Origin of the sequence: Catenibacterium mitsuokai (assembly GCF_025148785.1) — a bacterium.
GTDB lineage: Bacteria > Bacillota_I > Bacilli_A > Erysipelotrichales > Coprobacillaceae > Catenibacterium > Catenibacterium mitsuoka.
The window spans coordinates 1,680,829-1,697,441 of the sequence record NZ_CP102271.1 but is presented as its reverse complement, the minus strand read 5'-3'; the positions used below and the strand labels follow the sequence as shown (position 1 = coordinate 1,697,441).

The 16,613-nt window shown below is 35.3% G+C and carries 20 protein-coding genes and 1 other annotated feature; all 20 genes read left to right on the top strand.

Annotated elements, in window-relative coordinates:
• Nucleotides 1-201 precede the first annotated feature (201 nt).
• Entirely contained in the window at nucleotides 202-906 is a 705-nt protein-coding gene (locus tag NQ499_RS08900; RefSeq protein ID WP_006504722.1) for a response regulator transcription factor, read from the top strand.
• Between the two features lie 5 nt (nucleotides 907-911).
• A complete protein-coding gene (locus NQ499_RS08895; protein WP_162013146.1) occupies nucleotides 912-3,005 on the top strand; it encodes a sensor histidine kinase in 2,094 nt (697 codons plus the stop codon).
• Nucleotides 3,006-3,064: 59 nt separating this feature from the next.
• Nucleotides 3,065-3,337: a 30S ribosomal protein S16 gene (rpsP, locus tag NQ499_RS08890; protein ID WP_006504720.1), complete on the top strand. Its 273-nt coding sequence runs from the start codon at nucleotides 3,065-3,067 to the stop codon at nucleotides 3,335-3,337.
• Between the two features lie 2 nt (nucleotides 3,338-3,339).
• On the top strand, nucleotides 3,340-3,594 hold the full coding sequence (locus tag NQ499_RS08885; protein WP_006504719.1) for a KH domain-containing protein: 255 nt from the start codon (nucleotides 3,340-3,342) through the stop codon (nucleotides 3,592-3,594).
• Nucleotides 3,595-3,629: 35 nt separating this feature from the next.
• On the top strand, nucleotides 3,630-4,133 hold the full coding sequence (gene rimM / locus NQ499_RS08880) for a ribosome maturation factor RimM (protein ID WP_006504718.1): 504 nt from the start codon (nucleotides 3,630-3,632) through the stop codon (nucleotides 4,131-4,133).
• A complete protein-coding gene (gene trmD, locus NQ499_RS08875; protein WP_006504717.1) occupies nucleotides 4,123-4,839 on the top strand; it encodes a tRNA (guanosine(37)-N1)-methyltransferase TrmD in 717 nt (238 codons plus the stop codon). The genes rimM and trmD overlap by 11 nt, the downstream gene beginning before the upstream one ends.
• A 115-nt stretch (nucleotides 4,840-4,954) precedes the next feature.
• Nucleotides 4,955-5,302: a 50S ribosomal protein L19 gene (gene rplS, locus NQ499_RS08870; RefSeq protein ID WP_006504716.1), complete on the top strand. Its 348-nt coding sequence runs from the start codon at nucleotides 4,955-4,957 to the stop codon at nucleotides 5,300-5,302.
• A gap of 36 nt (nucleotides 5,303-5,338) precedes the next feature.
• Nucleotides 5,339-5,866 carry a signal peptidase I gene (gene lepB / locus NQ499_RS08865; RefSeq protein ID WP_006504715.1) on the top strand — a complete coding sequence of 176 codons (528 nt, stop codon included), beginning with the start codon at nucleotides 5,339-5,341 and terminating at the stop codon, nucleotides 5,864-5,866.
• Between the two features lie 10 nt (nucleotides 5,867-5,876).
• Nucleotides 5,877-6,737, top strand: a complete 861-nt coding sequence (ylqF, locus tag NQ499_RS08860) for a ribosome biogenesis GTPase YlqF (protein WP_040389620.1) — start codon at nucleotides 5,877-5,879, stop codon at nucleotides 6,735-6,737.
• The gene (locus NQ499_RS08855) at nucleotides 6,730-7,365 is read left to right on the top strand and encodes a ribonuclease HII (protein WP_006504713.1); all 636 of its coding nucleotides are present in this window, start codon (nucleotides 6,730-6,732) and stop codon (nucleotides 7,363-7,365) included. Before ylqF ends, NQ499_RS08855 begins: the two co-directional genes overlap by 8 nt.
• A gap of 66 nt (nucleotides 7,366-7,431) precedes the next feature.
• Nucleotides 7,432-8,181 carry a DNA-processing protein DprA gene (gene dprA, locus NQ499_RS08850; protein ID WP_040389619.1) on the top strand — a complete coding sequence of 250 codons (750 nt, stop codon included), beginning with the start codon at nucleotides 7,432-7,434 and terminating at the stop codon, nucleotides 8,179-8,181.
• Nucleotides 8,182-8,265: 84 nt separating this feature from the next.
• Entirely contained in the window at nucleotides 8,266-10,350 is a 2,085-nt protein-coding gene (topA, locus tag NQ499_RS08845) for a type I DNA topoisomerase (RefSeq protein ID WP_040389618.1), read from the top strand.
• 42 nt (nucleotides 10,351-10,392) lie between these two features.
• Nucleotides 10,393-11,685 (top strand): methylenetetrahydrofolate--tRNA-(uracil(54)-C(5))-methyltransferase (FADH(2)-oxidizing) TrmFO, encoded by a 1,293-nt coding sequence (gene trmFO, locus NQ499_RS08840; protein ID WP_006504710.1) that lies wholly within the window; start codon nucleotides 10,393-10,395, stop codon nucleotides 11,683-11,685.
• A complete protein-coding gene (gene xerA / locus NQ499_RS08835; RefSeq protein ID WP_006504709.1) occupies nucleotides 11,678-12,610 on the top strand; it encodes a site-specific tyrosine recombinase/integron integrase in 933 nt (310 codons plus the stop codon). Before trmFO ends, xerA begins: the two co-directional genes overlap by 8 nt.
• Before the next feature lie 22 nt (nucleotides 12,611-12,632).
• Nucleotides 12,633-12,703, top strand: a sequence feature (ribosomal protein L21 leader region).
• 20 nt (nucleotides 12,704-12,723) lie between these two features.
• Complete coding sequence (rplU, locus tag NQ499_RS08830; RefSeq protein ID WP_040389617.1) at nucleotides 12,724-13,032, top strand: 50S ribosomal protein L21; 309 nt, start codon at nucleotides 12,724-12,726, stop codon at nucleotides 13,030-13,032.
• Complete coding sequence (locus NQ499_RS08825; RefSeq protein ID WP_006504707.1) at nucleotides 13,032-13,352, top strand: ribosomal-processing cysteine protease Prp; 321 nt, start codon at nucleotides 13,032-13,034, stop codon at nucleotides 13,350-13,352. The genes rplU and NQ499_RS08825 overlap by 1 nt, the downstream gene beginning before the upstream one ends.
• 4 nt (nucleotides 13,353-13,356) lie before the next feature.
• On the top strand, nucleotides 13,357-13,638 hold the full coding sequence (rpmA, locus tag NQ499_RS08820; protein WP_022425801.1) for a 50S ribosomal protein L27: 282 nt from the start codon (nucleotides 13,357-13,359) through the stop codon (nucleotides 13,636-13,638).
• 50 nt (nucleotides 13,639-13,688) lie between these two features.
• Complete coding sequence (obgE, locus tag NQ499_RS08815; protein WP_006504705.1) at nucleotides 13,689-14,966, top strand: GTPase ObgE; 1,278 nt, start codon at nucleotides 13,689-13,691, stop codon at nucleotides 14,964-14,966.
• Between the two features lie 69 nt (nucleotides 14,967-15,035).
• A complete protein-coding gene (ruvA, locus tag NQ499_RS08810; RefSeq protein WP_040389616.1) occupies nucleotides 15,036-15,596 on the top strand; it encodes a Holliday junction branch migration protein RuvA in 561 nt (186 codons plus the stop codon).
• Between the two features lie 15 nt (nucleotides 15,597-15,611).
• Nucleotides 15,612-16,604: a Holliday junction branch migration DNA helicase RuvB gene (ruvB, locus tag NQ499_RS08805; RefSeq protein WP_006504703.1), complete on the top strand. Its 993-nt coding sequence runs from the start codon at nucleotides 15,612-15,614 to the stop codon at nucleotides 16,602-16,604.
• The last annotated feature ends 9 nt before the right edge of the window (nucleotides 16,605-16,613 follow it).

Genomic DNA, 16,613 nt, shown 5'->3' with positions numbered 1-16,613 from the left:
CCTCGGAGGTTTTTTCTTTAGAATTATTTAAGAATTTCATCACGAATCTTTTTATTTTTAGTCACTATACTTATAAGCGAAGGAGGGATACATATGTTTGAAACATTTATGTTCACATTATTATTTCCTGTTATTATGATCAGCATTATCGCTTATTTAAGTACATTGACGCGCTGATTATGAAGAAGGGGAGTTAAGTTAATGAAACATACACTATTACTTGTAGAAGACGAGTTAGGTATTAGAGAAACAGTTAAGATCTTTTTAAAGAGCCAGAATTATGAAGTCATTGAAGCGGAGAATGGAAAAGAAGGGCTTGAAGCCCTTAAACATAACGATATTCATTTAGCTATTGTAGATATTATGATGCCTGTTATGGATGGACTCACTATGACAATGAAGCTTCGTGAAGTATCAGATATCCCTGTGATCTTCTTAACGGCTAAGACAGAAGATATTGATAAGATTACAGGACTTAATCTAGGGGCAGATGATTATATCACTAAACCTTTTGAACCTATGGAACTCATTGCAAGGGTTAATTCTAATTTAAGACGCTATGAACAGATCTTAAATTTAAAGGGAAATATACAAAAGCCAAACAATCAACTTATTGTAGGAGGCTTAGTATTAGACCAGGAGACTAAAGAAGTCTTTGTGAATGGACGTTCTGTTAGACTCACTAAGAAAGAATTCCAGATATTAGAACTATTAATGAGTTATCCTGGTAAGGTGTATTCTGCAGAAGAAATCTATGAATCTATCTGGGAAGAAACAGCCATTAATACAGAAACAATCATGGTTCATGTAAGAAGACTCAGAGAAAAGATTGAAGCCAATCCTAAACACCCTGAATACTTAAAGGCTGTCTGGGGTGTCGGTTATAAAATAGAAAAGATGGAGTGATGAGAATGAAGAAAAGACGTATATTTATTATTGGTTTAATTGTCTTATTATTGGCTTGTCCGAGCTGTATGATTTATATCACAGTCAAACAGCAGGATGGTTATAAGAAAAGAGTCGCAGACAATACAAATGAATATATGCTGCAGTTTCTTACAATGGCAGTTGAATCAAAAACAGATCCTGATTATAAGCCTTTAAATTTTAATGGGCTAGATGAAAAATCACAAGAAGCAGCTACTGCGACGATGAATGAAATATTCAAAACTGTTTTAGATATGGAACAGGATGATGATGGATTTCACTATGAAGCATATAATGAAAAGACAAGACAGTATTATAAGAATCAGAAATCTTATTATCCTGTCGCCTATGAAGAATTTTTTAAATCTAGTGCGCGTTCGAAATATTTTTACACGGATACTGTAGCTCTTTTTGATGAAAGTGATATTATTAGTAACCTTGATGCAGGATATAAGCTCGAAGAAGGAAAAGATGGAAAAAGATCTTTACTTAAAGTATATAATACGTATGTAGATTTAAATCAGGTAAGTATTAATTTACCTAAAGATATAGAAATGACTTATTATTGTACAATGTATGAATCGCCTATGACATATATTGAACGTAATTTTGTGGATGAATATGATATTGCAGTCCTTTCAGGAGTTGCTCTTCTTCTGGGTTTAGTTATCTTTATATATATTTTAATGAATTCATTAGAAGTAGAAGAAGTTATTAATCCATATCGCACAATTAAACAATGGAAGCTATTAACTGTTATTATCATTATTGGATTAACTAGTTTTATTTTTATGGGGGCATCAGGAGTAACAGGTGCTCTTGTGATGATGGGAGAACTTCAAGGTGCCCTTGCAAGACATAATATAGCTTATGCTACATCTATCAGTTATGGTCTCTATTTCTTCTGTATGGTCATTTTCTATTTCTTGTTCTCAATGTTATGCTTTACTGTTAAGTATATGTTTATGAATGGAATGAACTATTTTAAGAATAATACATGTACTTATGCACTTTATGCAAAAACAAAGGAACTAGGTAATAAAGTGACTGAATTTGATTTGAAGGATAATATCAATCAGGATATCTTGAAATTTACTATCTGTAATGCGTTGCTCGTTATTATTTTGTATGTCCTCTCACCAAGTAAGACAATCTTTGCGATTGTTTATGTTATGATCTCTTTCTTATATATAAGAAAGCAGACAATGAAGGTAAAGAATGATTATAAAAATATGCTTAACTTTACAGAACAGCTTTCTCATGGTCATTTTGATACAGAAATAGAAGATGATCTAGGTATTTTCAACATTATGCGTGATCGCTTAAATAACCTGAAAACTGGTTTTGAAGCAGCTGTGAAGGAAGAAACAAAATCACAGAATATGAAGACAGAACTTATTACTAATGTCTCACATGATTTAAAAACGCCTCTTACATGTATTAAGAACTATGTTATTTTACTTAAGAATACACAAGCTGATGAAGCAACAAGAACTGAATATTTAAACCAGTTAGAAAAATATACAAATAGACTCTCTAATCTTATCCAGGATCTCTTTGATGTTTCTAAAGCAACAAGCGGTAATATTGATCTTCATCCTATTGATTTAAGATTACAAGCATTAGTTGATCAATCCTTAGCTGAATGTATTGAAGTCTTAGAATCTAAAGATATCCAGGTCATTAAGAATGTCGAAGATGTCGTTGTACACTTAGATGGGGATAAGACATACCGTGTCTTTGAAAACCTATTAACTAATATTGGAAAGTATGCCATGCCACATAGTCGTGCTTATATTGATATTCATGAGGAAGAGGACTATGTTTCAGTCATATTCAAGAATATGAGTGAAGTAGAAATGAACTTCTCTAGCGAAGAAATCCAGGAACGTTTTGTACGTGGAGATAAATCCCGCCATGAAACAGGCAGTGGTCTAGGGCTTGCCATTGCGAAAAGCTTTGTTGTTGCTCAGGGTGGTACATTTGATATAGAAATAGATGGTGATCTCTTTAAAGTCATCATGACTTTCAAAAAAAACCTTTCAAAAAAAACAAAAGTGTCAAGTAAAAATACTTGACACCTAATTTGAATATGGTATTATAAGTAAGCAAATTAAATTAATCGGAGGAAAATACAATGGCAGTTAAATTAAGATTAAAGAGAATGGGTGCTAAGAAGTCACCATTTTATAGAATTGTTGCAGCTGATTCAAGAATGCCAAGAGATGGTCGTTTCATTGAACAGTTAGGAACTTATGATCCAAGACAGAACCCAGCTAAGGTTTCTTTAAAGAAAGAAGAAATCTTAAAGTGGTTAGGTAACGGTGCTCAGCCTTCTGACACAGTTAAGAACATCCTTTCTAAAGAAGGCGTAATCAAAGAATTTGCTGAATCTAAGAAGGCTAAATAATTATGGATTACGTTAAGGCATTACAGGACATCTGTCTTGAACTTGTCAATGATCGTGATAAGTTAGAGGTTAGAGAAATGCCTTCATTAGATGATAATGCGATTGTTCTATATGTTTATGCATCACATGATGATATTTCTAAATTAATTGGTAGAAAAGGTGTTATGGCTAATTCTATCAGACAGCTTATGTCTGTAAGTACACGTGGTATGCATAAGAGATTAGATATCAAATTTGAATCATATGGTGAGGAATAAAGGAAGTGTACACTTCCTTTTTTTTGGAGGTACAAATGGAGCTTGTAGAAATTGGTAAAATCATTAATACATTTGGAATCAAGGGTGATTTAAAGATTGCTTCTTCAACTGATTTTGGAGAACAGCGCTTTGCCCCTGGCAGCCATATTCTTGTGAAGACGCCAAGAGAATATCTTGATTTTGAAATCAGTAAGCACTATATCCATAAAGGTTTTGATATGATTGCCTTTAAAGGATTTACAGATATTAATGAAGTAGAAAAGTATAAGGGATGTATTTGTTATGCCCCTAAAGATACTTCTTTATTACCTGAAGGCATGCATTATATTTCTGATATTGTAGATTGTGAAGTCTATAATAATGGCACTTATATTGGTAAGGTCACTGATGTATATCAGGGGGCACAGGCTATTATTGGTGTTGATGTGAATGGTAAACAGGTAATGATTCCTTATATTGATGCTTTTGTAAAGAATAAGGATATTGAACATAAGCGTATTGATGTCTCATTGATTGGAGGCTTCTTAGATGAAGATTGATGTTCTTTCATTATTTCCAGAGATGTTTGAAGGATTCTTGACAACATCTATTATTAAAAGAGCTATCGATAGTGGTCATGTAGAAGTGACTATTCATAATTTTAGAGAATTTGCGACAGATCGTCATAAGAGTGTGGATGATACACCTTATGGTGGCGGACAGGGTATGGTACTTATGTGTAAGCCATTATTAGATTGTTTAAAGACAGTAGTCACAAAGGATTCACTTGTTATTTTAATGAGTCCTCAGGGTATGACTCATCATCAGGCTTATGCGGAAGAATTGGCTTTGAAGCAGAAGCATATTGTTATTATCTGTGGTCATTATGAAGGCTTTGATGAACGTATTCGTGATTATGTAGATGTAGAACTTTCTATTGGTGATTATGTACTCACAGGTGGAGAACTTGGCGCGATGGTAGTCATGGATAGTGTGATTCGTTTACTTCATGGAGTGATTACTCAGGCAAGTCATGAAGATGATTCGTTCTCTAATGGATTATTAGAATATCCACAGTATACAAGACCTTATGAATATGAAGGCAGCAAGGTTCCTGATGTCCTCTTAAGTGGTCATCATGAAAATATTCGTAAATGGCGTTTAAAGGAATCATTACGTAAAACTATGATTAAACGTCCTGATTTATTAGAAAAGCGCCCATTTACAGAAGAAGAATTAGAAATTCTAAAAGAATTAAAAAAGTAATTGATTTATAAAAAAGACGGTGCTATAATAGGCAAGTCGTAAGACACAGAAGTTCCGCTGGTTATATATACGAATGAGCTTCCAAGACTAAATTTGTGTAGGAGGAAATGTTATCATGAACATGCAGTTAGTAAATGAAATTACTAAGAGCCAGATCAAGACTGATGTACCTCAGTTCAAAGCTGGTGACACTTTAAAAGTATTCGTAAAGATCCAGGAAGGTAATAAGACTCGTCTTCAGATGTTCGAAGGTGTTTGTATTGCTAAAAAGGGTCATGGTATTGGTGAAACTTTCACTGTTAGAAAGATTTCTTACGGTGTAGGTGTTGAAAGAGTATTCCCAGTAAACTCTCCAATCATCGATCATATCGAAGTAGCTAAGGTTGGTAAAGTACGTAGAGCTAAATTACATTACTTACGTGGATTATCTGGTAAAGCTGCTAGAATTAAAGAAATTCGATAAGAGAATGGGGGCTTACCCCATTCTTTTTTCTATATTATGAATAAGTTAAAAAAACTGTGTTTACCTGGAATAGTGCTACTTATATTATGTCTATTTACATTTGTCGTGCTTCCGGTCAAGGTGAAAGGAACATCCATGATGCCAACTATTCATGATAGTGACTTTATCTTAATGACGGGAGTGACATCTTATAAACAGATTCATCGTTTTGATATCGTTGATGTACGCAGCAGCGCATTGAAAGAAGATGTCATTAAACGTGTTATTGGTCTTCCAGGAGAAGAAATCAGCTACAAGAATGATCATTTATATATTAATGGTCAATTAGTAGAAGAACCTTTTCTTAAGCTTCCTTTCATGAAAAAAGAAAAGATTAAATATGATTTAACACATTATACAAAAGATTTTAGAATTAAATTAAGACACGATGAATACTTTATTCTAGGTGATAATCGTCCTATGTCCTATGATTCAAGATATTTTGGACCAGTTCATATAGAAGATATTCGTGCAAAAAATGGATATATTATTTATCCAATCCAGCATATTAAGAGAAATGATTGAGGAGGAACTTATGGCAATGCAGATTCAGTGGTATCCAGGGCATATGGCTAAAGCCCAAAGAGAAATCGAAAGTAAATTAAAGTTGGTAGATATTGTGATTGAACTTGTTGACGCACGTGCTCCTTTTTCAACACATAATCCAGAACTTGATCATATGATCAAGAATAAACCTCGTCTTTATATTCTTACAAAGAAGGATTTGGCCGATCCTAAGGCAACAGAAGCTCTTATTGCAGAATTTAAAAGACAGGGACATAGCGCCATCGCAGTTGATTTAAAGAACTTCAAGGAAGAAAAGAAGATTGTGAACATGTGTCGCTATCAGTTAAAAGAAAAGCGTGAAAAAGAAGCCGCAAGAGGTTTAAAGCCTAAGCCAATTCGTGCTTTAGTGGCTGGTATTCCTAATGTTGGTAAATCTACTTTTATCAATAAGATTGCGAAAAGAAAAGCCGCTGCAGTAGGAAATAAGCCGGGAGTTACAAAGGCTCAGCAGATTATCCGTGTTGATAAGGATTTTGAACTTTTCGATACACCAGGTGTACTAGAACCTAAATTCACAGATATCAATAAAGCAATGAATGTCGCATTATGTGGCTCTATTAAGATGGAAATCCTTCCACTTGATGATTTATTTATTCATGCAATAGGTTATCTGGCGAAACATTATCCAGACATGTTGAAACAACGTTATAATTTGACTATTGATCTAGATTCAGATTGGGTAATTCCAGTCTATGATCATATCTCAGATTATCGTCATATTAAGAAATTAAGAGGCAAAACAGATTATGACCGTGTACAGGAAACATTCTTTAATGATTTAAAGAACGGTTCTCTTGGAAAAATCACATGGGAGCTTAGCGATGAATAAACAGGAACGTTTAAAATATGAAAACGAAGCTAGAGCTGCAGGCTACTCTAGAATACTGGGCGTAGATGAAGCAGGAAGGGGACCGATGGCTGGGCCGCTTGTTGTAGGTGGTGTCATTTTTCCTGAAGATTTCTATGATGAACGTATCAATGATTCTAAGAAATTGACTGAAAAGAAAAGAGAAGCACTCTATGATTTAATTATAGAAAATGCGCTTGCTTATCAAATAGAGGTTTTATCAGTAGAAGAAGTAGATACTTTAAATGTCTATGAAGCTTCTCGTACTGGTATGAAACGTATTGTTGAATCATTAGAACCTGACTTTACATTAAGTGATGCAATGCCCTTGGGAGATATTCCTCATCTTTCTATTATTAAAGGAGATGCGAAAAGTATTTCTATTGGGGCAGCAAGTATTCTTGCAAAGGTCACTCGAGACCGCATCATGAAGGAATATGGTAAACAATATCCAGAGTATGGCTTTGAAAAACATAAAGGTTATGTTACTAAAGCCCATAAAGAAGCATTAGAAAAGTATGGTGTCACTCCAATTCATCGTCGTTCTTTTGCGCCAGTACAAAAAGTACTGAATGAACAATTATCCTTTGATTTTGAAGAGAAAGATTAAAGATCTTTCTCTTTTTTGAGAAAATAAGCCTTCTATTAAGAATAGATATAGTAGGAGGTGATTGATGTGGAAGATATTCTACTTTATTTTTCATTGAAGTATAAGGGACAGTTTGATTTGATTTATAAGGCCTTAGAACGTAAGGAACGTGTGGATGAGTCTTTAAAAGAAGAACTCTTTAAAACGATTAAGAGTTCTTATACGACTATTATTAGTGATGATTATCCACAACAGCTTAAATATATCAACTGTCCACCATTTGTACTCTATTATTATGGTTCTTTATCTTTACTAGATAAAGACTGTATTGCGGTTATTGGTAAAAGAGACTGCAGCGAGTATGGTGTTCAGGCGACACGTGTACTTGTAAAAGAACTTGTGAAGAATGATATTGTGATTGTATCGGGAATGGCTAAGGGAATTGATGGCGTCAGCCACCGCACAGCTATTCGATCAAAGGGACATACTGTCGCAGTGCTTGGTAGTGGAATCGATTATCCTTATCCACCGATGAATGAAGATCTGTATTATGTATTGAAGAATGAACTTGTTTTAAGTGAATACCCTGGAAGTACGCCACCTCGTAAAGATCATTTTCCTAAACGAAATCGTATTATTGCAGGACTCTCGCAAAAACTTCTTGTTACAGAGGCTGATCTTAAAAGTGGCACGATGATTACAGTTGGTTTTGCCTTGGAACAGGGCAAGGATGTATTTGCAGTTCCAGGACGTGTGTATGACTCAAAAGGCTGTAATGCGCTGATTCAGCAGGGTGCAAAACTAGTTATGAATGTAGAAGATATCTTAGAAGAATAGGAAGCGTTTCGCTTCTTATTCTCACTAAGATGTTGACAAAATAAAAAAATCCCATATTATAATGTGATGAAGGAGGTTAGATGTATGAGTCATTTAGTAATTGTCGAATCACCATCTAAATCTAAAACAATTAGTAAATACCTAAGTGATGATTTTGTTGTAAAATCATCAAAAGGCCACATCAGAGACCTGGCTATCTCTGGCAAAGGCGGCTTAGGTGTAGATATAGAAAATGAGTTTGCCCCTCATTATGTTATTAGTAAAGATAAGAAAGATGTTGTAAAAGAATTAAAAGCATGTGCCAAAAAAGCAGATGATGTTTATCTCGCAACCGATCCGGACCGTGAAGGAGAAGCCATCTCATGGCATTTGGCAGAAGTATTAGGATTAGATCCTGAGACTACAAAAAGAGTCGAATTCCATGAAGTCACAAAGAATGCAGTTACAAAAGCGATTGATAATCCTCGCAAGATTGATATGGATCTTGTTCATTCCCAGGAAACAAGACGTGTCTTAGATAGAATTATCGGGTTTAAGCTTTCTAAACTTCTACAGAAGAAGATTAAATCTAAGTCTGCAGGACGTGTACAGTCAGTTGCATTAAGATTAATCTGTGAGAGAGAAGCAGAAATTGATGCATTCATCCCAGAAGAATTCTGGAAGATTGATGCTGATTTTGAAAAGGATAATATCCCCTTCAATGCAGAACTCACTAAGTATAAAACTAAGAAATTAGAAATCCATAATGGTGAAGAAGCACAAGCCATTTATGATGCATTGACACCTACATTTACTGTAGAGAAGATTAAGAAAACGACAAAGAAGAGAAATTCATATGCGCCATTTATTACCTCAACACTGCAGCAGGAAGCTTCTTCTAAATTAAATTTTAAAGCAAGACGTACGATGTCTATTGCTCAGAAGTTGTATGAAGGGATTGATATTGGAACTGAGACTGTCGGTTTAATTACTTATATGAGAACAGACTCTATTCGTTTATCACCTGAATTTACTGCAGCTGCAATGGATTATATTGAAAAGACATATGGTAAAGAATATGTAGGAAGTGTTAAAGTTTCTAAGAAGACTGAAAATGTACAGGATGCTCATGAAGCAATTCGTCCTACAAGTATTGAGCGTACACCAGAAAGTATTAAACAATACCTTACACAGGAACAGTATAAGCTGTATTCATTAATCTATGCACGTGCGCTTGCTTCATTAATGGCACCAAGCCAGTCTGCAAGTACATCTTTAGTATTAGATAACAATGATTATAAGTTTAATGCATCAGGCTCTATCTTAAAGTTTGATGGATGGTTAAAGGTTTATGGTGAATATGATAAGAGTAAGAACGAATTACTCCCAGATATGGATGAAAATGAATTGATTGATGCAAAGAAAATCAATAAAGAACAGCATTTCACTACACCACCAGCACGTTATACAGAAGCAAAGCTTATCAAGGCGATGGAAGAATTAGGTATTGGTCGTCCTTCTACTTATGCGACTATTATCGATACAATCGTTACAAGAGAATATGTCACTTTGGAAAAGAAGACATTCAAGCCTACAGAGTCAGGACTTTTGACTAATAAGAAGCTTCTTGAATATTTTGATTCAATCATCAATGTAGACTATACTGCAAAGATGGAAAATGAACTTGATGAAATTGCAAAGGGACAGGATACTTATGTTCATGCCTTAACTGAATTTGAACAGGCTTTTGAACCGCTATTAGAAAAAGCCTATGACGGTATGGAAAAGATTGAACCTAAAAAGACAGGAGAAAAATGTCCTGAATGTGGTGGAGATCTTGTCATTAGAAAAGGTCGCTTTGGTGAATTTGTTGCCTGCTCTAATTATCCAGAATGTAAATATGTCAAGGCTGATGAAAATAAGATCAATGAAGAAACAGGCGAGACATGTCCTAAATGTGGTTCTCCTATGATCTATAAAATGGGTCGTTTCGGACGTTTTGAAGCATGTTCTAATTACCCTAAGTGTAAATATATCAAGCCTCAGAAACTTGAAGAGACAGGTGAAACATGTCCTAACTGTGGCAGTCCAGTTGTATGGAAGAAGGGTCGTTTTGGTCCATTTAAAGCCTGCTCTAATTATCCAAAGTGTAAAACAATTATTAAAGAAAAGAAAAAGAAAGAAGAATAATGAACTGCCCATGCAGTTCATTTTCTTTCATTGGAGGAAAATATGATTAAGGAAGTAAATGTCGTTGGTGGTGGACTTGCTGGTGTTGAAGCCACTTACCAGCTTATTAAAGAAGGTATTCCTGTACATCTTTATGAAATGAGACCGGTTAAGAAGACAGATGTACATAAAACAAGTGATTTTGCAGAATTGGTATGTTCTAATTCATTACGTGCAGATGGCTTAAAGAATGCAGTAGGTGTATTAAAACAAGAAATGACAATGAATGACAGCATGATTATCAAGATGGCGAGAGACCATGCAGTTCCTGCAGGAGGTTCTTTGGCAGTCGATCGTGAAGGTTTTTCTCGTGCGGTGACAGAGTTTATTGAAAATCATCCTCTTGTTACTGTTCATCGTGAAGAAGTGACTCGTATTCCAGATGGACCGACTATTATTGCATCTGGACCTTTGACGAGTGATGCACTTGCAAAAGAGATTATGGATTTAATGGGTAATCAGGATTATTTCTATTTCTATGATGCAGCGGCTCCAATTGTCACAAAAGAATCTATTGATTTTAATAAAGCCTTTTATAAATCACGTTATGATAAAGGTGATGGGGAATATATCAACTGCCCAATGACTAAAGAAGAATTTGATGCTTTCTATGATGCACTTATCAATGCAGAAGTTGTAAAGCCTCATGATTTTGAAGAAAAGTTCTTTGAAGGCTGCATGCCTTTTGAAGAAATCGCAAGAAGAGGAAAGCAGACACTTCTTTTTGGTCCAATGAAGCCTGTAGGACTAGAAAAGGATGGTCAGCGTTTTGAAGCAGTTGTTCAGTTAAGACAGGATAATGCAGTGGGTTCTCTTTATAATATTGTAGGATTCCAGACACATCTTAAATGGGGTGAACAGGATCGTATTATTCATATGATTCCAGGGCTAGAAAATGCTTCTATTGTTCGTTATGGTATCATGCATCGTAACTGTTACTTCAATTCACCTACTTATTTAAATCCTACATATCAGTTCAAGAATCGTGAAGATTTATTCTTTGCAGGTCAGATGACAGGCGTAGAGGGATATGTAGAGTCTGCGCAGAGTGGTATTGTGGCTGGTAAGAATATGGTGAGATATTTAAAGGGAGAAGAACTTCTTACTTATCCTAGAGAAACAGTCATGGGCTCTTTGGCTTATTATATTACACATGCGTCCCCAAGTGATTTCCAGCCGATGAAGGCTAACTTTGGTATTCTTCCTGATTTAGAAGGTAAAGTGAAGAAAAAAGAAAAGAAAGAAAAATATGCACAGCGTGCATTAGAAAAGATGGAAGAATTCATCAATGGATGAAAAGAAAGCTTTTCTTCACTATCTTAAATATCAAAAGAACTACTCTGTACTTACTTTACAATCCTATGAAAGAGAACTGACTGATTTTCTCTTATTTATAGGTAAAGAAAGTATTTCTTTACAGGAAGTAGACTATTATGTAATTCAGAATTACTTGATTTATTTAAATGAGAAACATTTGTCTCATACAACAATCAATCATTATTTGAGTTCTCTTAGATCTTTTTTTAAATATTTATGTCAACAGAATAGTGTAGTCTCTAATCCTTTTTCACAGGTGCATTCTTTAAAAACAGGCTCTAGAAACCCTGATTTCCTTTATGTTGATGAAATGATGGGCTATCTAGACTCAATTGATACGCATACATCTCTAGGAGTAAGAAATAAAGCTCTTTTAGAACTCATGTATGCGTCAGGACTTCGTGTAAGTGAAGTAGTGTCATTGCGCTTGTCGCAGATTGATTTTAATAGACAAATGATTAGAGTGCTTGGTAAAGGAAGCAAAGAAAGAGAAGTACCATTTCATGATTATGCAAAAAAATGGTTACTGCAGTATATCAATGATGATCGTATCAGCATTATGAATGAATATCATGAAGCACATGATTATGTATTTGTGAATCGAAGAGGAAAGAAACTGACAAATAGAGGAGTAGAGAATATTATTGATCGCACGATGTATCTTTATGATCCTTTACGTAAGATTCATCCTCATACAATTCGCCATTCCTTTGCAACTCATTTACTCGATGCAGGTATGGATATCCGTGTTGTACAGGAACTATTAGGGCATTCCTCTTTATCTACGACCCAGATTTATACGCATGTATCACAAGAACATCTAAGAGAAGTGTATAATCGTACCTGTCCTAGACAAGAATTCAAGAAAATTGAAAAAAATATTGACGATAAGGGTAAGAAATGATATTATAATCAGCGTTGTAGACCTCTGACTACAACCGCACATAAAAGGTATTAAATGCAAGTGCTGCCTTGGTTGGCGAGTCTAAGAGAAAAAAATATGAAGGAGGTACACTGATGTACGCAATTATTGAAACTGGTGGAAAACAGTTAAAGGTTGAAGCCGGAGATACTATTTTTGTAGAAAAGTTAGATGTTGAAGAAGGCACTGAATACACTTTCGAAAAGGTTCTTTTAGTTGGTGATAACGGTGTTAAAGTTGGTCATCCTTATGTAGAAGGTGCTAAGGTTACTGCAACTGTTGAAAAACAGGGTAAGGAAAAGAAAGTCACTATATTCAAATATAAGCCTAAAAAGCATTATCATAAGAAACAGGGTCATAGACAGCCTTATACTAAGTTAACAATCAAAGAAATTAACGCTTAATGACTCACGTAGATGTCGTGTATCATGCAGGTCAGATTCAATCTATCAAGGTTGAAGGGCATGCTGGACAAAATGAATATGGTAAAGATCTTGCTTGTGCTGGAATCAGTACTGCAGTAGTAGGTATTTACAATATGCTTGAAGCCAAAGGCTTCATGAAAGATGGCAATCTTGCCAATGTAGAGAGTGGTTACTCTTATTTCGAGATATTCAATAATCGTGAAGATTATCAAATTATTCTAGAAACTTTAATAAAAATTCTAGAAACTGTTGAATACTCATACGAACAATATGTTAAAATTAACACTAGGGAGGTATAATACTATGTTAAAGTTAGATTTACAGTTATTCGCTTCTAAAAAGGGTGTAGGTTCTACTAAGAACGGTCGTGACTCTGAATCAAAGCGTTTAGGTGCTAAGCTTTCTGATGGACAGACTTGCACAGCTGGTTCAATTATTTATAGACAGAGAGGTACTAAGGTTCATCCTGGTACTAATGTTGGTAAAGGTGGAGACGATACTTTATTCGCTAAAGTTGATGGTGTCGTTAAATACGAAAGACTTGGTAAAAACAAGAAACAGGTATCTGTTTACCCAGTAGCTTAATCTCAAGAATCCCCTATGGGATTCTTTTTTTGAAGAAAGAAGGTGGATACATGAAATTTATTGATCGCGTTAAGATTTATGTTCAAGCTGGTACTGGTGGTAATGGTACAGTTGCGTTTAGACGTGAAGCACATGTTCCTAAAGGAGGTCCATCTGGTGGAGATGGAGGTCGTGGCGGAAGTGTTATCTTCGTTGCAACAAACTCATTATCTACTTTATTAGACTTAAGATATTATCGTGAATATAAAGCACAAAATGGTGAAAAAGGTCATGCTAAAAAGATGCATGGTGCTGATGCCGATGATTTAGTCATCAGAGTACCAGTGGGCACTTGTGTTTATGATGATGATACAGGCAATATTATTGCCGATCTTACAAAAGATGGTCAGCGTGCTGTTATCGCAAAAGGTGGCCGTGGTGGTCGTGGTAATGCAAGATTCGCTTCATCACGTAACCCAGCACCTAAAATCTGTGAAAATGGTGAACCAGGTGAAAAATTCAATTTAAGAGTAGAATTAAAGCTACTTGCAGATGTTGGATTAGTAGGATTCCCAAGTGTTGGTAAGTCTACTTTATTATCTGTTGTTTCAAAAGCAAGACCACAGATTGCTGATTATCACTTTACTACTATTGTGCCTAATTTAGGTGTTGTACAGGTTAAGGATGGTCGTTCATTTGTTATGGCTGACTTACCTGGTCTTATTGAAGGGGCATCACAGGGTAAAGGATTAGGTCATCAGTTCTTAAGACATATCGAAAGATGTCGTGTTATCGTGCATATTATTGATATGAGCGGTAGCGAAGGCAGAGATCCTTATGAAGATTATGTCACTATTAATAAAGAATTAGGTGAATATGAATATCGCTTATTAGAAAGACCACAGATTATTGTTGCTAATAAGATGGATGGCGATGAAGCAGAAGAAAACTTAAAGAAGTTCAAGGAAAAACTTGGAGATCAGAAAGTATTCCCAATCATTGCACCAATTCATGAAGGTATCGATGCTGTCCTTTATGCAGTTGCTGATGCATTAGAAACTGCACCAGACTTCTTTAATCAGGAAGAAGAACAGGAAAGTGTTCTTTATACTTATAAGGAAGATGAAAAACCATTCACTATCCATAATAAGGGTAATGGTGTATGGGAAGTTACTGGTAAGAAGGTTGAAAGACTTGTACAGATGGCATCATTTACTACAGATGACGGCTTCCAGAGATTCGCATTACAGATCCGTAATATGGGTATTGATGATGCATTAAGAGAAGCAGGCTGTGAAGATGGCGATACTGTACGCCTATATGACTTCGAGTTTGAATTTTATAATTAATACCATTTCTAGAAATGGTATTTTTTTTTGACATATGATAGAATTAGGGAATGCGTAAAGGAGAATTTTATGTATAGTTATATCAAAGGAATCATTGCAGGTTTGTATTCAGATCATATTGTCATAGATAATCATGGAATAGGTTATGAAGTACATGTATCTAATCCTTATAATTTTAAAAAGGGTGATGATGCAACAGTATATATATATCAACAGGTCAAAGAAGATGATCTTACCTTATTTGGCTTTAAGAAGAAAGAAGAAAAAGAATTATTTCAAAAGCTTATTCTTGTGAAAGGGATAGGCTGCAAGACGGCAATCGGTATTCTTGCGACAGGTGAGATTGATGCGATTATTGATGCGATAGAAGGTAAAAATATAGCATATCTTAAGAAGATACCAGGTATTGGACCTAAGGCGGCACAGCAGATCATTCTTGACTTGCATGGTAAGTTTGATAAACGTGCAATGAAGCCTCTTGGCTCTCCAGATTATGAGGAAGCTACTGAAGTATTAATCGCATTAGGCTATAAACAGAGTGATGTAGAAAAAGCTATGAAAGTATTATCGAGCGAAAATCTAGATACAAATGGCTATGTGAAACGTGCATTAGCCTTATTAACACAATAATGAAAGGAGAATCTTATGGATCGTGATGTTTTAGATACTAATGAACATATCGAAGATGAAGAAAGCTCTTTAAGACCGGCTTCTTTTGATGAATATGTCGGTCAGCATGATTTAAAAGAAAACCTTCGTGTCTTTGTAGGTGCTGCAAAGATGCGTGATGAAACACTTGATCATGTTTTGTTCTATGGTCCTCCAGGACTTGGTAAAACGACTATGTCGATGATTATTGCAAATGAAATGGGAACGCATATCAAGATTACAACAGGACCTTCTATTGAAAAAACGGGAGATCTTGTCGCTTTGCTTACATCTTTAGAACCAGGTGATGTTCTTTTTATTGATGAAATTCATCGTTTGAATAAAGTTGTAGAAGAAATACTGTATCCAGCAATGGAAGATTTCTGCGTGGATGTTATGATTGGTAAAGATGCCACAACACGTTCTGTACGTATTGATTTACCTCCTTTTACATTAGTAGGAGCGACTACACGTGCAGGAGATATTTCAGCCCCATTACGTGACCGTTTTGGTATTGTGGCTAAACTTGATTATTATAAAGATGAAGAACTCAGAGATATTATTTCTCGTACAAGTAAAGTCTACGGTATGACCATGGAAGAGGAAGCAAAGATGGAACTTGCCAGACGTTCAAGAGGGACACCACGTATTGCGAATAGACTCTTTAGACGTGTAAGAGACTTTGCACAGTTTTATGGTGATGAAATCATTACAAAAGACCGTACAATGCAGGCATTGGACCGTTTAAAAGTAGATAATCTAGGACTAGATGATGTCGATCATAAATACTTACTTGGCATTATCAATCGTTTCCAGGGTGGGCCAGTTGGTTTAGAAGCACTTGCTGCAAGTATTGGTGAAGAAAGAATGACATTAGAAGATGTCTATGAACCTTACTTACTACAAAAAGGCTTGATCAAACGTACTTCAAGAGGCAGAATTGCGACAAATCTTGCTTATAGACATTTTCATATTACAAGAGAGAATTAGATCAATTCT

Bases quoted from the DNA above. Each gene is read 5' to 3' on its own strand.
- ruvA (WP_040389616.1), top strand. From the start codon at position 15,036: ATGTATAGTTATATCAAAGGAATCATTGCAGGTTTGTATTCAGATCAT.
- rpsP (WP_006504720.1), top strand. From the start codon at position 3,065: ATGGCAGTTAAATTAAGATTAAAGAGAATGGGTGCTAAGAAGTCACCA.
- trmD (WP_006504717.1), top strand. From the start codon at position 4,123: ATGAAGATTGATGTTCTTTCATTATTTCCAGAGATGTTTGAAGGATTC.
- NQ499_RS08885 (WP_006504719.1), top strand. From the start codon at position 3,340: ATGGATTACGTTAAGGCATTACAGGACATCTGTCTTGAACTTGTCAAT.
- ruvB (WP_006504703.1), top strand. From the start codon at position 15,612: ATGGATCGTGATGTTTTAGATACTAATGAACATATCGAAGATGAAGAA.
- trmFO (WP_006504710.1), top strand. From the start codon at position 10,393: ATGATTAAGGAAGTAAATGTCGTTGGTGGTGGACTTGCTGGTGTTGAA.
- ylqF (WP_040389620.1), top strand. From the start codon at position 5,877: ATGGCAATGCAGATTCAGTGGTATCCAGGGCATATGGCTAAAGCCCAA.
- lepB (WP_006504715.1), top strand. From the start codon at position 5,339: ATGAATAAGTTAAAAAAACTGTGTTTACCTGGAATAGTGCTACTTATA.
- rplS (WP_006504716.1), top strand. From the start codon at position 4,955: ATGAACATGCAGTTAGTAAATGAAATTACTAAGAGCCAGATCAAGACT.
- obgE (WP_006504705.1), top strand. From the start codon at position 13,689: ATGAAATTTATTGATCGCGTTAAGATTTATGTTCAAGCTGGTACTGGT.
- topA (WP_040389618.1), top strand. From the start codon at position 8,266: ATGAGTCATTTAGTAATTGTCGAATCACCATCTAAATCTAAAACAATT.
- rplU (WP_040389617.1), top strand. From the start codon at position 12,724: ATGTACGCAATTATTGAAACTGGTGGAAAACAGTTAAAGGTTGAAGCC.
- NQ499_RS08855 (WP_006504713.1), top strand. From the start codon at position 6,730: ATGAATAAACAGGAACGTTTAAAATATGAAAACGAAGCTAGAGCTGCA.
- xerA (WP_006504709.1), top strand. From the start codon at position 11,678: ATGGATGAAAAGAAAGCTTTTCTTCACTATCTTAAATATCAAAAGAAC.
- NQ499_RS08900 (WP_006504722.1), top strand. From the start codon at position 202: ATGAAACATACACTATTACTTGTAGAAGACGAGTTAGGTATTAGAGAA.
- NQ499_RS08825 (WP_006504707.1), top strand. From the start codon at position 13,032: ATGACTCACGTAGATGTCGTGTATCATGCAGGTCAGATTCAATCTATC.
- NQ499_RS08895 (WP_162013146.1), top strand. From the start codon at position 912: ATGAAGAAAAGACGTATATTTATTATTGGTTTAATTGTCTTATTATTG.
- rimM (WP_006504718.1), top strand. From the start codon at position 3,630: ATGGAGCTTGTAGAAATTGGTAAAATCATTAATACATTTGGAATCAAG.
- rpmA (WP_022425801.1), top strand. From the start codon at position 13,357: ATGTTAAAGTTAGATTTACAGTTATTCGCTTCTAAAAAGGGTGTAGGT.